Raw genomic sequence first — 20,186 nt, 5'->3', positions numbered from 1 at the left:
GGCTGAAGCAAGGCGCTGGGCGCAGATGCTTCTCTCTTACAACACCTTGGCGATGGCGTCGCAGAGGGGATCAATGTTGGCGCGGGTGATGCCTGCCACGCTGATCCGGCCGGAGCCGACGATATAGATGGCGAATTCGCTCTTGAGGCGCTCCACCTGATCCTTGGAGAGACCGGAGAAGGAGAACATGCCGTTCTGTTCGCGGATGAAACTGAAATCCTGGTTCACCCCCCGCTCGGCCAGCTTCTCCACCAGCAGCTCGCGCATCTCGCGAATGCGCACCCGCATGGCGGCCACTTCTTCCACCCACTCCGCATAGAGGGCCGGGTCGCTCACCACGGTGGTGACAACGGCGGCGCCATGTGACGGCGGATTGGAGTAGTTGGCACGAATGACGGTCTTCACCTGGGTGAAGGCGACGTCGGCCACCGCCTTGGTCGCGCAGACCAGGGTGAAGGCGCCGACCCGCTCGTTGTAGAGGCCGAAGTTCTTGGAGAAGGAGCTCGCCACCAGCAGCTCGTCGTGGCACTCGGCGAAGATGCGAAGGCCTTCGGCATCCTCTTCGATACCCCGGGCGAAGCCCTGATAGGCGAAGTCAAAGAGCGGCAGCCAGCCGGCGGCGGCACTCTGCCTGGCCAGGGCGCGCCACTGCTCGGTGGTGGGGTCGATACCGGTCGGGTTGTGGCAGCAGCCGTGCAGCAGCACCAGATCCCCCGCCTGCGCGTCAGACAGGGAGGCCTGCATGGCGGCGAAGTCGAGCCCCTTGGTGGCGGCGTCGTAGTACTTGTACCACTTGACGGTCAAACCGGCCGCCTGGAACACGCTGACATGGTTCGCCCAAGTGGGATCGGAGATCCAGATGGTCTTGGCGAGATTGTTGCGTACCACGAACTCGGCGGCGATGCGCAGGGCACCGGTACCGCCCGGCGCCTGCGCCGTCTTGGCGCGGCCGCTGGTCACCAGGGCGGCATCACGGCCGAACAGCAGTTGCTGCACGATGCGGCCGTATTCGATATTGCCTTCGATACCGAGGTAGTTCTTGGTCTTCTCGTCGGTCAAGAGCTTCTGCTCGGCTTGCTTGACGCAGTGAAGGATAGGAGTGGCACCGGTCTCATCCTTGTAGATACCGACCCCCAGATTGATCTTGTGGCTGCGAGTGTCGGCACGGAAGGCTTCGGTCAGGCCCAGGATCGGATCCGCTGGGGCGGCAACAACCTTTTCAAACATGGTATTCCCTGTAGTCCGTTGAGTTCGTTGGCTGGCAAAGTAGGTTGGCAAACAAAAGCGCCCGTCCAGGGAGCGCTTCGTCAGCTCTTTATACCACTGCCTTCCATAGGGGAAAACCGCTTTCTCGGCGCCGCCTCAACCAATCCCGTGCCAATCCGGTGCCAGGGCACACACCTCGACCGACAGACCCCGATTCGACTCCACCAGATCATTGCACTGCGCCAGCAGCGCACGGGGGATACGGCTCGGCTCCCAGGGCCGGCCATCCCCCAGGGGAACCCCGTAAGCCGCCTTGATGGGCACCAGATCCCGGGGCAACCACCAGCTCGCCGGTCTCCCCAACCGCTGGGCCAATGCCAGTACTCTGTCGACCCCGGCCGGATCCAGGGCAGTGAGGTGGCTCCAGAGGGTCTGGGGCGGCAAGGCGGCGATCAGGGGCTCCAGCGTGCCGGGATCCTCGGCGGGATACCAGACCAGCAGGGCGTCGGCGGGCAGTGGCAACTCGGCGAAGGCGCCGACGGCATCGGTCGTGATCACCCGCAGTATCTCCCCCTCTCCCCAGAGGATCTTGCCAAGCTGCGCCAGGGTGCGGGCTGGCAGCGCCACCTCCCCCAGGGTCTGGAGCCAGGGGGCGGCATCCAGCAGGGTGCCGCCGCTGAGAAACAGGCTGAACGGCCGTGCGGCCCGCAGACGAAGGGGCAGATCACTGCAAAGCCGGATCCCCTTGTCTTCGAAGTCGATCTGCTCGATGGGGCTGAAATGGCCCTCCCCCTTGCGATACAGGGCCGCCAGCACCCGCTCGTTGACCCTCTCCCCCAGTTGCCAGCCGTGGGATTGCAGCCACTCCTCGGGTTCCGGCGGGGCACTGGCCATCTTCGCCAGCATCAGCTCCCGGGTCAGATAGCGGTGCCCGGCAGGGGTGAGCTCATAGTGATGATTGCCAAGGGCCAGCAGCAACTGGTTGTCCCGAAGCATACCGATGAGCGGCTGCCATTGACGACCGCGAACAGCCTGGGGGCCGCCTCTCAGCAACTGCTGTGCCAGCGCGCGCCACTCGGGGTGGGTGAAATCGATCAAAGGCATCCTTCCCTGTCGGCCAATCTGCTTCAACAAATTGAATAATCTAGCGATTTACCAGAGGAGAACCAAGGGTGCAAAGAAGACAACGTGATATGGCGCAGGGCCAGAGGACGAAAAGTGGTGAAGGGGCCAAAAAACAGAACGGCCAAGCAAGCTTGGCCGTTCATCAACTAAATCAGCGCAGAGGCTAGATTAGAAGTTGTATTGCAGGGCAACAGTGAACTCGTCGTCCTTGTCGTTGATACCCTGGATTTTGTACTCGGTGTACGCCTTGAACTTGGAAGTGAAGTTGTACTGCACGCCCAGCAGGGTTTCGTCGACGATGTCTTCGTAAGAAGAACCGGCGGAGTTGGACAGTACCTTGCCTTCGGCGAAGTTGTAACCGGCCAGGAAGGTCCAGGCGTCAACGTTGTAGGAAGCAGCCAGCTCGTAGCCACGGCCCTTGTCCTTGTTGTTGCCTTGGGTGGTGTTGTCGTAGCTCAGGTCACCCTGGGTGTACATACCGGCGAAGTAGAAACCGTTGATGGCGTAGTGTGCGCCCAGGGCCCACTCTTTCTTGTCGCCAGAAGCGGTGCTGACGGTGCTTTCCAGGTCGGAGTAAGCGTAACCGGCGTTCAGGCCCAGACCGAAGTCGAAGTCGTAGCCAGCAGCAGCGGCGTAGCCGTAGTTGCGCTTGACGTTCGGACCGTAGACGTCGGTTTCCTTGATGCCTTGACCGATGTCAGTAACCTTGACGGCTACGTCATCGTTGGTCTGGTAGGACACTTTGCCCTTGAAGCCACCGAAGGTGTTGGAGTAGATGATCTGGCCTTCTTGACGACCGTCGTAGAAGTTACCTACGTCACCCCACTCGTTGAAGATATCGGTCGGCTCCAGCACGTCGTAGAACGCGGTGTCGGTCTGGCCGAAGATGATCTTGCCGTACTGGGTACCGTCCAGGCCGACATAGATGTGACGGGAGTTGAACTTGTTGTCAGAGTTTTCGGCGGATACTTGCCACTCGGTCTTGGCGATACCGGACCAGGTGTTGTTCAGGCCAACTTTGCCGGACCAGCCCAGACGGGAGGAACCAACCAGTTCAGCGTCGGTGTCGTCGTGGTCTGCGTACATGTTGGCTTGTACACGGCCGTAGATGTCAAAGGAGGTGCCGTCTTTGTCGTAAACGACAGCAGCGTTGGCTGCGGATGCGAACAGAGCCGGGATAGCAATAGCCAGAATTGTCTTTTTCATAGTTTCCAATGCCTACTGTAATTAAACACTAAGTCCTTGTTATTCCCTGTGTTAGCGATGTTCTTTGCATCACTATGGCGCCGAGACTATCACCGGGTTTTCGAATCCGCAATGAAAAAACTTGGAACTTTTTATGAAAACCATAGTCACAGGGAAAAATTTGTGAGCTGAATCTCACAATGTTTGCCCCATCAGGGAAAACGTTTACAGCGATACTCTCTGCCTGAATCCCTCTTTTTTGGTGGTTTATTGCAACCCCCTGTTCCCTCATAACATATGTGCAAAGCCGGGGCTGACCCGACTGCTTCTCCCCTGCCTCGACCAGGGCTGCCTGTTGCGGGTATCCTGTTGCCATCCACACCGACACGGCCTCACCTTCTTTATGCTATCGACTCGCCTCAAAGCCACCATCCGCAATACCTATCGCCAGATTGCCGATGGTTTACCCGGTTTTGTGCCGCGCAAGGAGCAGAATTTCCTGGTTGCCGAAATCGCCAAGACCCTGACGGGAGAATATGACAGGAGTCGCCGCATCCTGGTGGCCGAGGCAGGCACCGGCATCGGCAAGTCCCTCTCCTATGCCCAGGGGGCCATACCAGTGGCACGGCTGACCCAGAAGAAGCTGGTGATCTCCACCGCCACCGTGGCCCTGCAGGAGCAGCTCATCCACAAGGATCTCCCCTTTTATCACCGTCACAGCGAGCTGCCGTTTCGTTTCATGCTGGTCAAGGGGCGCCAGCGCTACTGCTGCGAGCACCTGCTGGAGCAGGCGGCAAACGGCAGCGAGATGGCCAATTTCGAACTCGACTTCGGCGCATTGAGCAAACACAAGCCATCGGATGCTGACAAAGCGTGCTACCAGGGGCTGTGGCAGGCCTACACCGAAGGCAAGTGGGACGGGGATCGGGACAACTGGCCCAAACCCATAACGGACCCTTGCTGGGATCGCATCGCCGCCGACCGCCACACCTGCAACAAGGCCCTGAGCCACCATCAGCACTGCCCCTTCCATCGGTCCCGCAACGACATGGACGCAGCAGACGTGCTGGTGGTCAACCACGCCCTGCTGCTCTCCGACCTCACCATGGGGGGCGGCATCATATTGCCGCCACCGGACGAGTGCATCTATGTGCTGGACGAAGCCCATCACCTGCCCACCATCGCCCGGGATCACGGCGCCGCCAGCGCCAGCATCAAGGGATCCCGCCGCTGGCTGGAAAAGCTGGTGCAAAGCGCGGGCAAGCTGGCAAGGACGCTGAACAAGGAGAGCCTCCTCGATCCCCAGCTCAAACTGCAGGATGCCCTGGCCTCTCTCCAGCCGGATCTCAAGGCCCTCGAGCAGTGGCTCACCAGCAATGATCACCTCTTTGGCGGCGAGCCCCACCACAGATTCGCCGATGGGGTGCTGCCGGATCCCCTGCCCATGCTGGCGGAAAACCTCAAGGAGGCGAGCAAGAAGGCGTTGCGGGCGCTGGACAGAATGCAGGGGGCCATCGGCGAGGCGCTCAAGGATGGCGAGATTCGTCGCAAGGAGGCCGAGCCTCTGCTGGCGGAGAGCGGTTTTCACTTGCAACGGCTCGAGAGCTTCTACGCCCTCTGGGAGATGCTGAGCCGCCATGTTCCCACCGGCAAGACCCCCCTCGCCCGCTGGATGGCCAGAAGCGAGGACGGGGACATCTGGCTGCACGCCTCCCCCATCGAGGTGGGGTATCTGCTGGAGGAGTGGCTCTGGTCCCGCTGTCTCGGGGCCGTGCTGGTGTCGGCGACCCTCACCGCCCTCTCCTCCTTCAGTTATTTTCGCCACCAGGTGGGGCTCAAGGAGCATGACGGCACCCGCTATCTGCGGCTGCGCTCCCCCTTCGACTACCACAAGGCCGAACTCTATCTGCCCAAGATGGCCCATGAGCCCAGTGCCCCCGCCTTCACCCAGGAGTTGATCGATACCCTGCCTCGCCTGCTGGCAGGCAAGGAGGCCAGCCTGGTGCTCTTCTCCTCCTATCGCCAGATGAACGAGGTGGCGGTGGGGCTGCGGGCCAAGGGGATGTCGCTCCTGGTACAGGGGGAAGCGTCCCGCAGCGCCCTGCTCCTCCTGCACAAACAGAAGTGCGACGGCGGCCAGGCCAGCATCCTCTTTGGCACCGGCAGCTTCTCGGAAGGGCTGGATCTGCCCGGCCACTACCTCACCAACCTGGTGATCACCAAGCTCCCCTTCGCGGTGCCCAACTCCCCCGTGGAAGAGGCGACCGCCGAGTGGATAGAGCAGCGCGGCGGCAACCCCTTCCTGCAACTGACGGTGCCGGAGGCGTCGCGCAAGCTCATCCAGGCCTGTGGCCGCCTCATCCGAAAAGAGGCGGATCGGGGGCGGGTCACCATCCTGGACCGGCGCCTGCTGACCAAGCGCTACGGCAAGGGGCTGCTGGACGCCCTCCCCCCCTTCACCCGACGCATCGAGTGACACGGCTGACGCCCGCCATGCGTTCCCCTGTCCCTCATGTCAGGAGGGGGCAGGAAGATAGAAGAGCACGCTGCCCGCAGGGCTCGGGGCAGCGGGATCCACACCCCGCACACCGGAAGGCGCCATAAACGGCTATTGCCGCTGTGGGGCAAACCTGTAAAAATGACCCCCTATTTTTCAGTGGGCAATTGCCTGACTGTTCAAGGAGATGAAATGAAACTGACTGTTCTGGTACCGGCCCTGGCTGGTCTGTTGTGGGCAGGTAGCGCCCTGGCCGCTAGCCAACTGGAAATTACGAATCCCTATGTCATCCAGCTGCTCGATGGCGAACCCGTCAACCCCCAGCTGCTCGATAAAGCCACCGTCTTCTCCCTGGAGCCCGGCAGGCACCAGGTCGTGGTCGCCTTCGAGGGCAACTACTCCAGCCGCAGTGAAACCAAGCTGGTCACCGCCGAGCCCCTGGTGATCAACTTCACCGCCGCCGACAACCAGCAACTCTTCCTCGACTTCAAGAAGCCCCGCAAGGAAGAAGAAGCCAAGCGTTTCGTCAAGGAACAGAACGTCGTTCTGAAAGACAAATCCACCGGCCAGGTTCTGAAATCCGAGCAGTTCGTCATGCCGACCGTGGGTGGCTTCCAGCTGACCCGTGACTATCAGCAGGAGCTGCTGAAGATGGGCAAGGCCTTCAACCAGCCCAAGACCGTTTCCGTCTCCACCGCCGCCGTGATGGCTGCCGCCAGCGCACCGGTGGAAGTGGCCCCGAGCAAGGCCATGAGCAACCCGGAAGCCCTGACCCAGCTGCAGAGCTGGTACAACAAGGCCGATGCGGAGACCCGCAAAGCCTTCCAGATCTGGGTGATCCAGCAGCAGTAAGGCGCATCGCACGCCTGCATCGAGGGGAGCCTGGCTCCCCTTTTTCATACCCGTTCATGGCCGATGCTTCATGTCACTGCGCATCTTCTATCACCCCCACTACTCCGCCCTGACGCTGCCCGAGCGTCACCGCTTCCCCCTGGCCAAGTACCAGGCGCTGTTTGAACGCCTTGTCGCCCTCGACTATCCGCTGGCACAGGCCGCCCCTGCCAGCCGTGAGCAGATAGAGAAGGTGCACGATACGGCCTATGTACAGGCCGCCCTCGCCGGCACCCTCGATGAAGGGGCCATTCGCCGGCTCGGCTTTCCCTGGTCTCCCCTGCTGATAGAACGTACCCTGCACTCGGTCGGCGCCACCCTGGCCGCCAGCCGCCACGCCCTTGCACAAGGCTGCGGACTGCAGATCTCCGGCGGCTACCACCACGCCCACCGGGGGTTTGGCAGCGGCTTCTGCCTCTTCAACGATCTGGTGATTGCGGCGCGAACCTGCCTGGACGAGGGACTCTGCGAGCGAGTATTGATTGTGGATCTCGATGTCCATCAGGGAGATGGCAGCGCTGCCCTGTGCGCGGGCAGCCGTGACATCATCACCCTCTCCCTGCACGGGGAACACAACTTCCCCCGCCACAAGCCAGCCTCCCATCTGGACTTTCCCCTGCCAAGCGGCATGGAGGACGACGCCTATCTCGAGACCCTGGACCAGGCCCTCGCCCTGGCTCATCGCCTCTACGCCCCCGACTTCATCCTCTATCAGGCCGGGGTGGATGTGCACCGGGACGACGAGCTGGGCTACCTCTCCCTGAGCGACTCAGGCGTGCGCCAGCGCGATGCCATGGTCTTTGACTCTGCGCTTCGCCACGGGCTGCCCATCACCGCCGTACCGGGAGGGGGTTACCGGCGAGACTGGCAGCAGTTGATCCCGCTGCACCTCTCGCTCTTTGAAGCAGCAAGGCACCGGTTTGGTTGAGCGGCACTACCCGGCCCATGACGAAAAAGAGGCGACCCTTGGGTCGCCTCTTCTATATACGTGCACAGGGATGATGACGCCGTCTGCCCTCAGGCATGGGCCATCGGCGTCGGGTGCTCGCCCATCTTGCGCAGCAGCATCAGCAGATAGACAAGGGAGACCCCGGCAATCACCATGAACAGCAGATGATCCGAGTAGTGCTGCATCAAGAGCGCCGTCAGGGTCGGCCCGAGCAGGCTGCCGATGGTGTAGCTCAGCAGCAGCGCCTGGTTCATGGCCACCAGTTGATGCTGCTCCACCTTCTCGCAGGCCCAGGCCATGGCCACCGGATAGAGCGTGAAGCCCGCGGCCCCCAGAATGAACAGCGTCGGTGCCATGGCCGCGTTGCCGAGCATCGCCATGGCCCCCAGGATCACCACCAGCACCTGTACCCGCAGCACCGGCAGGCGCCCGAAACGATCCGCCAGACGTCCCACCGGCCATTGCCCCAGGATGCCGGCGCTCACCATCACCGCCATCCAGTAGCCGATGGCCCCGTCGCTCACCCCCTGGTGGTTCAGATAGAGCGGCATCAGACCATAAAGTACCCCCAGCACGATGCCGGAGAGGATGCAGCCGTTCACCCCCAGACGCGCCTGACGCAGGCGCAGCATCGGCCAGACCGGAGTCCTGGCCTGGTGGTTGCCTGACGGACTGGCGATGCGGGTGAACAAGAGCGGCAGCATGGCCGTCAACACCAGGGCAATCACCCAGGGCAGCACCGCCATCAGCGACGTCGGCACCTTGCTCACCAGCAGTTGCCCAAGCACAGTGCCCACGTAATAGACCATCATGTAGGCGGCCAGCAGGCGACCCCGATTGCGGGCGTTGCCGCTGCACATCAGCGCGCTCTCCACCACCACCCAGATCATGGCGCAGCCGACCCCGGCGATGAATCGCCAGGCGAGCCAGCTCCAGAACGCCAGGGTAATGCCGAGCCCGACGCAGCCTGCGGCAAAGAGCGCACTGGCCAGGTAGTAACTGCGATTGAAACCGCAGCGGGCGATGAGTCTGCCCGCCAGCAGGGTTCCCAGCAGGTTGCCGGTGAAATAGGAGGAGCCGACCATGCCGACCTGCCAGGTGGGCAGATGCTCATGGGCGAGCCAGAGCGGCACCAGGGTATTCAATACCGCGATGGCTAGGGTCAGTAACAGCAGGCCACAGAGCAGGAGCAGCACCGGGCGGGAGTATGTGGTCATGGATAGAACCGTGGGGAGATGCAAAATGCGAGCGCATCATGCCACCGCCTGTGCCTTTGTCAATCGGCACTGAGGCCGGGTCGCAAGGTTTTTCTGCCCACCGTGATGGCAACGCGGCACGGCCCTCCCCTGGCGGGAGCCTCATCCCCTTGATTGGCCGGCACCTTGGTCATGATGAAGGGAACCGGGCGGTTGAATATCGCCCCTTTGCCTCCCTCACGCCAGAGCGCCATGACCAGAAGAGGCGACCCAGGGCCGCCTCTTCTTTCTAACAAGCACAACCTATCGTGCACAACGCCGGTCAGCGCTGACGCTTCTTGGCGTACTTGCGACGAGCCCGGGCCTGGCGCTCCTCTTCCCGCTCCGCCTTCTCCCTGGCTTTCTGCTCAGCCTCGGCCTCGGCTTCCACTATCTCGACGCTCACCATCTCTGGCGTTTCCAGGGAGATCCGCCCCAGCATGCCGGACCGGAATTCATTGACCAGGATTTCCGAGGCCTTGTGCAGATCCGCAAGCCCCCCCTTGCGCATGAAGCCGCGCTGACGGGCAATGAGATCCAGCAGCTCGATCTCGGTCTCCGGCAGCTCGCTCAGCTGGTAGCGTGCCTTGATGCGCTCCGGATAGGCCTTGATGAAGTAGTCGGCGGCAAACATGGCGATGTCGGCGTAATCGAAGACGGTATCCTTGATGGCCGCCGTGATCGCCAGTCGATAACCGCAGGAGGGCGGATTGAGCTTGGGCCACAGGAAACCAGGGGTGTCCGTCAGGATGACGTGGTTGTCGAGCTTGATCCGCTGCTGGGACTTGGTCACCCCCGCCTCGTTGCCGGTCTTGGCGATGATGCGCCCCGCCAGGGTGTTGATCAGGGTGGACTTGCCCACGTTGGGGATGCCCATGATCATGGCGCGCACCCCGCGCAGCTCGAAGTTGCGCTCCGGCAGCATCTCGTGGCACAGGGTCAGCAGTTGCTTGATCATCGTAGGCTCCTGCTGGGTCAGGGGCAGAGCCTTGATCCCCTTCTCCTGCTCCATGTGGGCCACCCACAGCGCGGTGATCTCGGGGTCGGCAAGGTCTGCCTTGTTGAGCACCTTGATCACCGGCGTCTCCCCGCGCAGCTCCGGCACCAGGGGGTTCTCGCTGGAGAAGGGGATGCGGGCGTCGAGCATCTCGATGATGACATCGACCTGGGGCATGACCTCTGCAATCTCTTTGCGGGCCTTGTGCATGTGGCCGGGGAACCAGTTGATGGACATATCCGTTACTCTCTCATTGGCATGCGGTCCCCTCTCGGGGCTGCGGGCGCTCGGGGTTGCGGGTGCGTGGTGATGCGCCAGACCGCTGGCACTCATCGCAAGGGGGCGCATTTTACCTGCTGCGGCCCCGATTTGACAGGCTATTCTGGCCGGGTGTTGTCACCCGGGTGGCCGGATGCCCACCACGCCACCGGGAGGTGAGTGGCAAAACACAATCAACATAACCCATTGATATAAGATAACATTTGCAAGGCGCTTTCACCGTATTGTCATCTCTCTTCACTAAAAGTGTCATCTGCCCCCTCTAGGCTGCGCTCAGGTTTCACAAGGAGCGAACCCCAATGAGAAAGATGGCAGGACTTGCAGTGATGATAGGCGCCGCCCTGGCCGCCGGCTGCAACTCCAACAACGACAGCAACACCCCGGAATCCAGCGCCAAGAACGTGATCTTCTTCCTCGGCGACGGCATGGGTCTCAACACCCTCACCGCCTCCCGGATCTATGGCGTCGGCGAAGAGGGCAGCCTCACCATCGACACCCTGCCGGAAACGGCCTTCATCAAGACCTTCTCCCACGATGCCCAGGTGACCGACTCGGCCCCCTCCATGGCGGCCTACATGACCGGGGTCAAGAGCAACAACGGCGTCATCAGCATGGACAGCGACGCCACCCAGGAGAGCGATTGCAGCCAGAGCGGCGGCAAAGCGGTGACCACCCTGCTGGAGCTGGCCAAGGCCGATGGCCGTGGCACCGGCGTGGTCACCACCACCCGGGTCACCCACGCCACCCCGGCCGCCACCTATGCCCATATCTGCAACCGGGACCTGGAGGCTGATATCGCCGTCCAGATGGTGCCGGGGGGCAGCGGTTACAACAGCGCCCTGAAGGAGGGGCTGGACGTGGTGCTCGGGGGCGGCAGCGGCTTCTTCCTGCCCAGCGCCGACAAGGGCAAGCGGACCGATGGTCGCAACCTCATCGACGAGATGAAGGCGAAGGGCTATCAGTTTGCCGCCACCCTGGACGAGCTGAACCAGGCCGATGCGAGCAAGCCGCTGCTGGGCCTGTTTGGCTCAAGCCACATGAAATATGACCTGGACCGGCCCGCCAGCGAGCCGTCACTGGCCCAGATGACCCTGGCTGCCATCAAGCAGCTCAAGGGCAAAGAGAAGGGCTACTTCCTGATGGTGGAAGGGGGGCGTATCGACCACGCCCTGCACGACACCAACGCCAAGCGCGCCCTGCAGGATACTCTCGCCTTCGACAACGCCATCCTGGCCGCCATCAATGAAGTGAAGAAAACCGATCCCGAGCTGAAAAACACCCTGATCGTGGTCACCGCCGACCATGACCACACGCTTGTGCTCAACGGGTACGCCAAGCGCACCGGCAAGACCACGGCAGGCAATGCGGGCGTGCTCGGGCTGGTGAAGAACTACGAGACCGGCGAGCCGAGCAAGGATAGCGATGGCATGCCCTACACCATCATCGGCTTTGGCAACGGCTACAACCGAGTGGATGGCCCGCGCAGCAGCGTGGCGGCCCTCGACGACGCCACCGCCTCCGCCGACGACTATCACCAGGAGGTGGTGGTCAAGGTGGGCGAGATAGGCAACGAGACCCACGGCGGTACCGATGTTTTCCTCGGCGCCATCGGCCAGGGGGCGGAGCGCTTCCACGGCTCTCTCGACAACACCGCCGTGTTCGGCAAGATCAAGGCTGCGGCCAAGCTGTAAGGGATTATCAGGATGAACATCACCATGAAAAAGACGCTGGTCTGCACCGCCCTGCTCGGCACGCTTGGCGGCCTCTCCCAGGCGCACGCCGCCGATGCCAAGAACGTCATCCTCTTTATCGGAGACGGCATGGGCCCCACCGTGCTCACCGCCACCCGCCTGTTCAAGGTGGGGGAAGAGGGGGATCTCGAGATGATGAAACTGCCCCAGAGCGCGCGCATCAAGACCTTCTCCCACGATGCCCAGACCACGGACTCCGCCCCCTCCATGGCGGCCTACACCACCGGCGTCAAGATGAACAACGAGGTGATCGCCATGAGCAGCGACACCAGGGCAGTGGCACCGTCCAAGGATGCCAACGGCAACAAGGGCATCAACAACTGCACCAGCGACAACGGGAGCCCGGTGCCCACCCTTCTCGAGCTGGCCAAGGCGGCGGGCAAGTCGGTGGGGGCCGTCACGACCACTGAGCTCACCCATGCAACCCCGGCGGCGACCTATTCCCATATCTGCCACCGGGATGCGGCCTACGCTATCGCCGAGCAGGCGGTACCAGGCGGAGCCGGCTTCAACCAGGCGCTGGGGGATGGGGTCGATGTGCTGATGGGGGGCGGCGCCAACCACTGGACGCCCTACAGTGCCAGCAACAAGGGCGGCCGGGCCGACGGCCGGGATCTCACCGCCGAGCTGACCGCCCGGGGCTACCGCTATGTCACCACCAAGGATGAGCTCTCTGCCGTCAACTCGGGCAAGGTGCTGGGGCTGTTCAGCACCAAGTCCCACCTCGACTACGAACTGGACCGCGTCGCCAAGGGGGCGGCCAGTACCCAGCCGTCCCTCTCCGAGATGACCGCCAAGGCGATCGATCTGCTCAGCCAGAACAGCCAGGGCTACTTCCTGATGGTGGAGGGGGGGCGTATCGACCACGCCCTGCATGCCACCAACGCCAAGCGATCCCTGACCGATGCGGTGGCGCTGGACGAGGCGGTCAAGACGGCCCTCGGCAAAGTGGATTTGAGCGATACCCTGATCGTGGTCACCGCCGACCACGACCACACCATGACCATCAACGGCTATTCCGCCAAGGGCAATAAGGTGCTGGATCTGGTCAAGAACGCCGATGGCTCGACCCAGAACGACGCGGACGGCAAGCCGTTCACTACTCTGGTGTTCGGCAACGGCCCCAACCGCCAGGACCAGCGCCCCACCCTCACCAGCGATGAAGTGATGGCGGATGACTACCTGCAGGAGACCGGAGTCAAGCTCGGCTCCGAGACTCACGGCGGCGGCGATGTGATGCTGTTCGCGGGCGGCGCAGGCAGCAGCCAGTTCAAGGGCACCCTCGACAACACCCGGGTGTTCGGCAAGCTCAGGGAGGCCCTCGGCCTGTGATAAAGGGGCCCGGCACCGCGCCGGGCACCTTTTCCGTCGAGCGAGAGACGATGATGAAATATCTGCTTTCTTTATGGCTGCTGGGCAGCGCCCTCTCCTTCCCCCTCCTGGCCGACGAGGTGCCCGATCTGGCCGCCCGCATCCGCTACGTGGACAGGGCTACCGGCAGCGACGGCATCACCCGGGAGAGCCAGTGGCAGGAGAAGTGGCTGCGGGTCGGTGACCAGGTGTGGAGCCAGCGGCTCATTCCCGTTCCCCTGGCCCGTGCCTATCACGCCACCCACGATGCCCGCCCCGGCCACAAGCACTTCACCCACCAGATGGCGGCGCGCTGGGTCACCCGCAGCGAGGGAGACACACTCCAGTTGCGCTACGCCGATGCCTGGCACAACCAGCTGGTGGAGGTGCCGCAGGAGGAGTACGGCCAGGTGGCCTTCAAGCCGGAGTGGGCGCGGATCCGCCACCTCATCAACCCTGCCCTGTTAGAGGGAATGACACCGCTGGATGAGGCCGCCCCCGACCAGGCGAACTGGTATGAGACCCGCGAAGGTCGCCAGCGTACCCGCATCCTCTGGTCGAGCCGCTGGCAGTTGCCCCTGGTGGTGGAGTCGGCAAGCCTCGACGGTTATCGCAGCTACCGGATGGAGGTGACGCTCAAGCCGCTGCCAAAGACCCTCCCCTGGCAGCAACTGGCAGGGTACCAGACCCTGGATCTGCGGGATTTCTTCGACTGATCCCCCCAGGCGGCAATCGCCTGGCTGACATGGCGTAACGGGATGTTACACTCTCTGTACTCATCCCGGACCCGAACATCCATGCGCCTTGTTACTCTGCTTCTGCTGCTCTCCCCTCTGATCGTCTGCGCCTTTTCGGCCCGTGCCGTGGTCGTCGTGGCCGCGGACATTCCCCCCTATGTGATCCGCGCCCAGCAGGGTGCGCCGAGCGGCATGGCCATCGAGGTGCTGGAGGAGGCTGCCCGCCGCCTCGGGGAACCGCTCGAGATCGAGTTGATGCCGCTGGCTCGCGCCCTCAGCCAGGCCAGCCACCGCCCGGATGTCCTGTTGTTGCCCCCGGCCCGAAATCCCCAGCGCGAACCACTGTTTCTCTGGATTGCCCCCCTGCTGGAGGAGGCCTTCGTGCTGGTCAGCCATCGCCGTCACCATCCAGCGCCGCTCTCCATGAAGACACTGCCAGGTCTCACCGTTGGCGTGATGCGTGGCTCCCATAGCCAGAGCCTGATCCAGCCGCTGACAGGGGTGACCCGGGAGCTGGTCACCGAGGAGGTCAGCAACGCCAGCAAGCTGGCGCGCGGCCGCATCCAGGCATGGGCGGTGGCCTGGAACACCGCCCGTTACAACCAGCAGCGGGCGGGTCTGCCGCTCCCGGATCTGGTGCGAGGCGAGACCTTGCAGCAGAGCACCCTCTACCTGGCCGCCAGTCCCCGCTTCTCCCGCAGCGAGGCGCTGCGCTGGCGCCGGGTCATTCAGGAAATGAGGGAGGATGGCAGTCTCGCGCGCATCCTGCACCAGTACGATTACCAGGCTCCCTGATGAGACAGTCAGTCCAATTGCCAAACCACCCCAGAATGGTTATGGTATCTCCATGAAAGCAATCATGATTTTTTCCAGTACGCTCACACCCCGCTGAGCCCCCGCCCTCGCCCCGCTGCGCGAGTCGCTCGGGGGCATCGCTTTTGCTGTCTGCTTTTTACCCTTGCACCGTTTTTTGTCGACCAGTCTGCCCGTCATCCTGGTCCCTTCAGTCATTGATAAGGAAATACCCTATGAAACAGCCTCATCTCGTCATCTCCAGCCTGGATCTGGATCGCATTGAACAGCTGCTTGGCAACCACCCCCAGCACCTGGCCCTGCAAGAGGAGCTGGATCGCGCCGAGATCCGCGAACCCGCCGACATGCCGCCGGACGTGGTGACCATGAACAGCACGGTGCGCTTCAAGATGCAAAACAGCGGCAACGACTTCTGCCTGACGCTGGTCTATCCGAAGGATGTGCAGGGGGACGAATCGAAGATCTCCGTGCTGGCGCCAGTGGGCAGCGCCCTGTTGGGGCTCAAGGTGGGTGACAGCATCGCCTGGCCGGGGCCGGCCGGTCGCACCATCCAGGTGGAGATCCTGGAAGTGGTCTATCAGCCGGAACGCGCGGGGGAGCTGCACCGCTGACAGGCGGCTAGGCGGCCATTCTGGTCTGATGCGACCAGGTAGCTGACTCGGTATGCCTTTGTCCGGTCGGAGCCAAGGGCCACCGGCCGGGCATGACCTGACGGGGGATCAGGCCCCCTGACAAATCCGGTTCTTGCCCTCCCGCTTGGCCTGATAGAGAGCGCGATCGGCCTGGCTGAACAGGGTGTCAAAGTGCCATTCGCGGGCGCTGGGCGCCCACCCCAGGCTGGCCGTCACCCGGACCCCCTTCAGCCCCAGCGTTTCTATCCCCTGGCGGATCTGCTCGCAGCGCGCCTGCTGGGCCAGGGGGTCCCGCTCGGGCAACAGCAGCACAAACTCCTCCCCGCCGAAGCGGCTGGCCACCAGATCCCGCTGGCCGGCAAGATAGCGACCCACCGCCTCCAGCACCCTGTCCCCGGTCTCGTGACCGTGGCGATCGTTGATCTGCTTGAAGTCGTCGAGATCCAGCACCACCAGCGCCCCCTGCCTTGCCATCGTCACGCAGTGGTCCATGAAGCCGCGCCGGTTCAGGAGGCCGGTCAGGGGATCCTGGCTGGCCTGTCGACGCAGGGCCAGGGCCCGGTACTGGGTACAGAGCAGCAGCACCCCGAAGGTCGACAGATAGTTGCCCATCAGCATGGAGAGGAAGGGGAGCACATTGACCGCATGCTGATCCATCAGGACCCGCACCTCGCCGCCGAGCAGGGCCCCCATGCGCACCAGATTGAAACCGTAGAGCAGGATGTTGACCACGGTGAACACCAGCACAGCAGGCAGATAGTCAGGGTAGCCATGGCGCCAGATGAGCCAGACAATCACCGCCCCCACCATCATGTAGCTCAGGCAGGCCAGCAGCACCCGGGGGGCCATCTTGTCGTTGAAGATGACGCTCCAGCAGAGGATCAGCAGATAGACCAGCATGAAGAGGGTGAATGCCCGCCAGTTTGGCGGCTCCCCGAAGAAGCGCTGGATGGCGAGTGGCATCAGGGCGAGGCAGAAGGTGATGAGCAGGTTGGCCAGCCAGATCCCCGCGATATGGGGGGAAAATGCCTGCATGAAGAAGAGCGATTGCGCCGCCAGGGCACAGAGGCTGGACCACCACCAGAGCCCGAGACCGGGTATTTCCCTGTGGGTCGACCAGATGATGGAGAGGGTGATGAATCCCAGGCTGTAGCCCCCGAGGGCCATCAACATCAGGGTAAATACGTCCAGATTGAGCAGAATTGAGGCGTCCATTCCCGAACCTTCCAATGGGGATGGCTGAGTATATGGGAAGCCCATGACAAGACACAGAGGGAGCCTATGGGCCGGGCAAAAATATTTGCCCGACTCGCACGCCCCATTCCCCGTGAAGCGTGCCGGACAACGCCCTGTCTGTGCCCGGATTTTCCACCGAGACGGCCGCCGGATATTTTGCACTTGAACCGGCGCCATTAGATAGATATGTTGTTTTCATGTGGTTTTATGAGTCACCACGAGGGATAAAAGTCTCCATAACTTATTGAGTCTTCTGGCACAAACAGGTTTTGGTACATTTTTCATCCAACGAACCATTCATAGAATCTCATATGGGGCTTTTGCCCCGACCAAGACAATAATCCTGTCTTGCCTGCTGCCGGATGCAGCAGTCTCTTGTGCCATGGAGTCGCACGGGAGCAGGTTCAAGGCCGACCACATTTACGACAGAGACGTCATTTATGATCAAAAAACTCATTCTCTCTACCCTGCTGCTGTGCGGGCTGGCCAACGCCGCGCCCACTTCCACCCTGGATGCCGTGCTGGAGCGCGGTGTGCTGCGGGTCGGCTTCGATGCCGGCTATCAACCCTTCGAGATGACCAACAAGCAGGGCCAGTACATCGGCTTTGACGTGGATCTCGCCAAGATGGTCGCCAAGGAGATGGGCGTGAAGGTGGAGTTCGTCAACACCGCCTGGGACGGCATCATCCCCGCGCTCTTGACCGACAAGTTCGACGTCATCATGGGCGGCATGACCGTCACTCCCCAGCGCAACCTGCGCGTGAACTTTGCCGATCCCTACATCGTCGTCGGCCAGACCATCGTGCTTCGCAAGGACAAGGCGGGCGAAATCAAATCCTTCCAAGACCTCAACGATCCCAAATACAAGATCGCGGTCAAACTCGGCACCACCGGCGAGCAAGCGGTCAAGCGCATGATCCCCAAGGCCACCCTGCTGCAGTTTGAAACCCAGGATGACGCCAAGCTGGAAGTGATCAACGGCAAGGTGGATGCCTTCGTCTACGACCTGCCCTACAACGCCATCTTCGCGTCCCAGAACCAGGGCGCCGTGGTGCACCTCGACAAGCCGTTCACCTTCGAGCCGCTGGCCTGGGCCATCCGCAAGGGGGATCAGGACACCCTCAACTGGTTCAACAACTACCTGCGCCAGATCAAGGGCGACGGCAGCTACGACCGTCTCTACAAGAAGTGGTTTGAATCCACCGCCTGGCTGAACCAGCTCAAATAACCTCTCAAAGGGGCGGCATGCCGCCCCTTCACGCAGACTCCCCACACGATAACGACAAAAGAGGTTGTGACAGTGATCAACCCCAAACTCACAAGACAGATGGAAAAACAGCCCAATCAGCTGCTCTGGCACGGGATCTTCCTGCTGCTGGTGCTGGCCGCCATTTTCGGCATCTACAAGGCCGTGCAGGCAGTGGATTACACCTGGCGCTGGGAACGCATTCCCCAGTACATCGCCTATCAGGCAGAACAGAAACACTATGCCGAGTTTGACGGCACCGTGGTCGCGGACAAGGGACAGCTCTTCCTGCAAGACGATCTCGACCCCAGCCGCCGTCAGGCCATCGCACCCAAGGGCTCCCAGCTGGCTGAAGGGGATACCGTCTTCCTCGGCGATACCCTGGATGTGCAACTGAGCTGGACCGCCGGCCCCATCGCCTGGGGCGTCTGGGTCACGGTCAAGCTCTCCCTGGTGGCGGGCATCTTCGCCATCCTGCTTGGCACCCTGGCCGGGCTCGCCCGCCTCTCCCCCAATCCGGCCCTGCGCAACCTGGCCGTGACCTATGTGGAGCTCATCCGTGGCACCCCGTTGCTGGTGCAGATCTTCATCGTCTATTTCTTTATCGGCACCGTGCTGAACCTCGACCGATTCACCGCTGGTGTGGCGGCGCTCGCGGTCTTCACCGGCGCCTACGTGGCGGAGATCGTGCGCGCCGGCATCAGCTCCATTCACAAGGGGCAGATGGAAGCGGGCAGAAGCCTTGGCATGACCTCGGCCCAGACCATGCGCTACGTCATCCTGCCCCAGGCCTTCAAACGGGTGCTGCCACCGCTCGCGGGTCAGTTCATCAACCTCATCAAGGACTCCTCTCTGGTCTCCGTCATCTCCATCACGGATCTCACCAAGGCGGGGCGCGAAGTGGTCAGCTCCACCTTCAGCCCGTTCGAGGTGTGGTTCACCGTGGCTCTGCTCTATCTGGTGCTGACCGGCACTCTCTCCTTCCTGGTGCGTCGTCTGGAGGTGAAATATGCGCGCAGCAACTGATCCCGTTATCAAGGCGCCATCGGTGTCGAAACGTTCTGCCATCACCGGCACTCCCTGCCCCTTCCCGGTGCGTCGTCTGGAGGTGAACTATGCGCGCTGCAACTGATCCCATCATCAAGGCAACCGGTGTAGAGAAGTTCTACGGCACTGAGGTGCACGCCCTGAAAAACGTCAGCACCCAGGTGGCCGAAGGGGAAGTGGTGGTGATCGTGGGGCCGAGCGGCTCGGGCAAGTCCACCTTCCTGCGCACCCTCAACCAGCTGGAGACCATCAACGATGGCAATATCGTGGTCGACGGCATCAGCCTCACCGAACCCGGGGATGTCAACAAGCTGCGGGAAGAGGTGGGCATGGTGTTCCAGTCCTTCAACCTCTTCCCTCACCTGACGGTGCTGGACAACATCACCCTGGCCCCTCAGAAGGTGAGAGGGCTCTCTCGCCAGGAGGCTGAGGAGCGGGCCAAGGCCCTGCTGCTCAAGGTCGGTCTCTCCAACAAGGCCCAGAGCTACCCCTCCCAGCTCTCCGGCGGCCAGCAGCAGCGGGTGGCCATTGCCCGGGCGCTCGCCATGCAGCCGCGCATCATGCTGTTCGACGAGCCCACCAGCGCCCTCGACCCCGAAATGGTGGGAGAGGTGCTGGACGTCATGAAGGGGTTGGCCCGCGAAGGGATGACCATGGTGGTGGTGACCCACGAGATGGGCTTTGCCCGGGAAGTGGCGGACAGGGTGCTCTTCATGGAGAGCGGCGAGTTGCTGGTGGACGAGAAACCCGCCGACTTCTTCGACAATCCCCCCTCCCCGCGCCTGCGCCAGTTCCTGAGCCAGGTGCTATAACCCGCGATGCACCAGCACGAAGAGGGAGCCCATGGCTCCCTCTTCTATGCTTGCCTTCTTCACCCCCCAGATCATCTCCCTGGCGCATTCCTTTCCGCAGCCTTTTGCCATCGGGTTGTCACCACGCCAACGAGCAAGGATGTTAATGAAATTTTAAATTCATCCGGTATGCTGACATCCAACTGGTCCAACCGGAT

General features: G+C 62.3%; 18 protein-coding genes. 12 read left to right on the top strand and 6 right to left on the bottom strand.

Translation table 11 applies throughout. The annotated features are described in order from the left end of the window. Nucleotides 1–36 precede the first annotated feature (36 nt). From AB5Y59_RS19910 to AB5Y59_RS19900, 3 genes are all read right to left on the bottom strand, one after another. Complete coding sequence (locus tag AB5Y59_RS19910; protein ID WP_010675240.1) at nucleotides 37–1,227, bottom strand: amino acid aminotransferase; 1,191 nt, start codon at nucleotides 1,225–1,227, stop codon at nucleotides 37–39. Between the two features lie 135 nt (nucleotides 1,228–1,362). Next, nucleotides 1,363–2,304 carry a hypothetical protein gene (locus tag AB5Y59_RS19905; RefSeq protein WP_368212548.1) on the bottom strand — a complete coding sequence of 314 codons (942 nt, stop codon included), beginning with the start codon at nucleotides 2,302–2,304 and terminating at the stop codon, nucleotides 1,363–1,365. Nucleotides 2,305–2,499: 195 nt separating this feature from the next. Further along, on the bottom strand, nucleotides 2,500–3,537 hold the full coding sequence (locus tag AB5Y59_RS19900) for a porin (protein ID WP_041214891.1): 1,038 nt from the start codon (nucleotides 3,535–3,537) through the stop codon (nucleotides 2,500–2,502). 382 nt (nucleotides 3,538–3,919) lie between these two features. Between AB5Y59_RS19900 and dinG the strand changes: the two genes are divergently transcribed. The 3 genes from dinG to AB5Y59_RS19885 all read left to right on the top strand — a co-directional run bounded on the left by dinG (nucleotide 3,920) and on the right by AB5Y59_RS19885 (nucleotide 7,832). Then, nucleotides 3,920–5,992 (top strand): ATP-dependent DNA helicase DinG, encoded by a 2,073-nt coding sequence (gene dinG, locus AB5Y59_RS19895; protein WP_368212547.1) that lies wholly within the window; start codon nucleotides 3,920–3,922, stop codon nucleotides 5,990–5,992. Nucleotides 5,993–6,205: 213 nt separating this feature from the next. Next, on the top strand, nucleotides 6,206–6,865 hold the full coding sequence (locus tag AB5Y59_RS19890) for a DUF2057 domain-containing protein (RefSeq protein WP_039040268.1): 660 nt from the start codon (nucleotides 6,206–6,208) through the stop codon (nucleotides 6,863–6,865). Nucleotides 6,866–6,935: 70 nt separating this feature from the next. After that, nucleotides 6,936–7,832: a histone deacetylase gene (locus AB5Y59_RS19885; protein WP_368212546.1), complete on the top strand. Its 897-nt coding sequence runs from the start codon at nucleotides 6,936–6,938 to the stop codon at nucleotides 7,830–7,832. An 89-nt stretch (nucleotides 7,833–7,921) separates the two neighbouring features. Here the strand turns inward: AB5Y59_RS19885 and AB5Y59_RS19880 are convergent, their stop codons facing one another. Both AB5Y59_RS19880 and ylqF read right to left on the bottom strand, forming a co-directional pair. Further along, entirely contained in the window at nucleotides 7,922–9,070 is a 1,149-nt protein-coding gene (locus AB5Y59_RS19880) for an MFS transporter (RefSeq protein WP_324032861.1), read from the bottom strand. A 301-nt stretch (nucleotides 9,071–9,371) separates the two neighbouring features. Then, nucleotides 9,372–10,322, bottom strand: coding sequence for a ribosome biogenesis GTPase YlqF (gene ylqF / locus AB5Y59_RS19875; protein ID WP_041213141.1), 951 nt, complete (start codon nucleotides 10,320–10,322; stop codon nucleotides 9,372–9,374). 341 nt (nucleotides 10,323–10,663) lie between these two features. Here ylqF and AB5Y59_RS19870 point away from each other — a divergent pair, with 341 nt between their 5' ends. The 5 genes from AB5Y59_RS19870 (at nucleotide 10,664) to rnk (ending at nucleotide 15,626) form a co-directional block, all read left to right on the top strand. Next, entirely contained in the window at nucleotides 10,664–12,055 is a 1,392-nt protein-coding gene (locus AB5Y59_RS19870; RefSeq protein ID WP_368212545.1) for an alkaline phosphatase, read from the top strand. 24 nt (nucleotides 12,056–12,079) lie between these two features. After that, complete coding sequence (locus AB5Y59_RS19865; protein WP_171865824.1) at nucleotides 12,080–13,447, top strand: alkaline phosphatase; 1,368 nt, start codon at nucleotides 12,080–12,082, stop codon at nucleotides 13,445–13,447. A gap of 50 nt (nucleotides 13,448–13,497) precedes the next feature. Beyond that, nucleotides 13,498–14,181 (top strand): hypothetical protein, encoded by a 684-nt coding sequence (locus tag AB5Y59_RS19860; protein ID WP_143237753.1) that lies wholly within the window; start codon nucleotides 13,498–13,500, stop codon nucleotides 14,179–14,181. 81 nt (nucleotides 14,182–14,262) lie between these two features. Beyond that, complete coding sequence (locus AB5Y59_RS19855; protein WP_010675251.1) at nucleotides 14,263–14,997, top strand: ABC transporter substrate-binding protein; 735 nt, start codon at nucleotides 14,263–14,265, stop codon at nucleotides 14,995–14,997. A gap of 233 nt (nucleotides 14,998–15,230) precedes the next feature. Then, nucleotides 15,231–15,626 carry a nucleoside diphosphate kinase regulator gene (rnk, locus tag AB5Y59_RS19850; protein WP_010675253.1) on the top strand — a complete coding sequence of 132 codons (396 nt, stop codon included), beginning with the start codon at nucleotides 15,231–15,233 and terminating at the stop codon, nucleotides 15,624–15,626. A 108-nt stretch (nucleotides 15,627–15,734) separates the two neighbouring features. On the opposite strand, the gene AB5Y59_RS19845 is transcribed toward rnk, so the two are convergent. Next, nucleotides 15,735–16,862 carry a GGDEF domain-containing protein gene (locus AB5Y59_RS19845; protein WP_069652540.1) on the bottom strand — a complete coding sequence of 376 codons (1,128 nt, stop codon included), beginning with the start codon at nucleotides 16,860–16,862 and terminating at the stop codon, nucleotides 15,735–15,737. 461 nt (nucleotides 16,863–17,323) lie between these two features. On the opposite strand from AB5Y59_RS19845, the gene AB5Y59_RS19840 reads away from it, so the two are divergent. The 4 genes from AB5Y59_RS19840 to AB5Y59_RS19825 all read left to right on the top strand — a co-directional run bounded on the left by AB5Y59_RS19840 (nucleotide 17,324) and on the right by AB5Y59_RS19825 (nucleotide 19,989). Further along, nucleotides 17,324–18,112 (top strand): transporter substrate-binding domain-containing protein, encoded by a 789-nt coding sequence (locus tag AB5Y59_RS19840; RefSeq protein WP_010675255.1) that lies wholly within the window; start codon nucleotides 17,324–17,326, stop codon nucleotides 18,110–18,112. Nucleotides 18,113–18,211: 99 nt separating this feature from the next. After that, nucleotides 18,212–19,156, top strand: a complete 945-nt coding sequence (locus AB5Y59_RS19835) for an amino acid ABC transporter permease (protein ID WP_041201654.1) — start codon at nucleotides 18,212–18,214, stop codon at nucleotides 19,154–19,156. Then, nucleotides 19,140–19,262, top strand: a complete 123-nt coding sequence (locus AB5Y59_RS19830; protein ID WP_257692682.1) for a hypothetical protein — start codon at nucleotides 19,140–19,142, stop codon at nucleotides 19,260–19,262. Before AB5Y59_RS19835 ends, AB5Y59_RS19830 begins: the two co-directional genes overlap by 17 nt. Then, a complete protein-coding gene (locus AB5Y59_RS19825; RefSeq protein WP_010675257.1) occupies nucleotides 19,246–19,989 on the top strand; it encodes an amino acid ABC transporter ATP-binding protein in 744 nt (247 codons plus the stop codon). Before AB5Y59_RS19830 ends, AB5Y59_RS19825 begins: the two co-directional genes overlap by 17 nt. The last annotated feature ends 197 nt before the right edge of the window (nucleotides 19,990–20,186 follow it).

Origin of the sequence: Aeromonas sp. s10, from assembly GCF_040907975.1 — a bacterium.
GTDB classification, from domain to species: Bacteria; Pseudomonadota; Gammaproteobacteria; order Enterobacterales; family Aeromonadaceae; genus Aeromonas; species Aeromonas caviae.
This window is presented reverse-complemented; position numbering and strand designations above follow the sequence as displayed.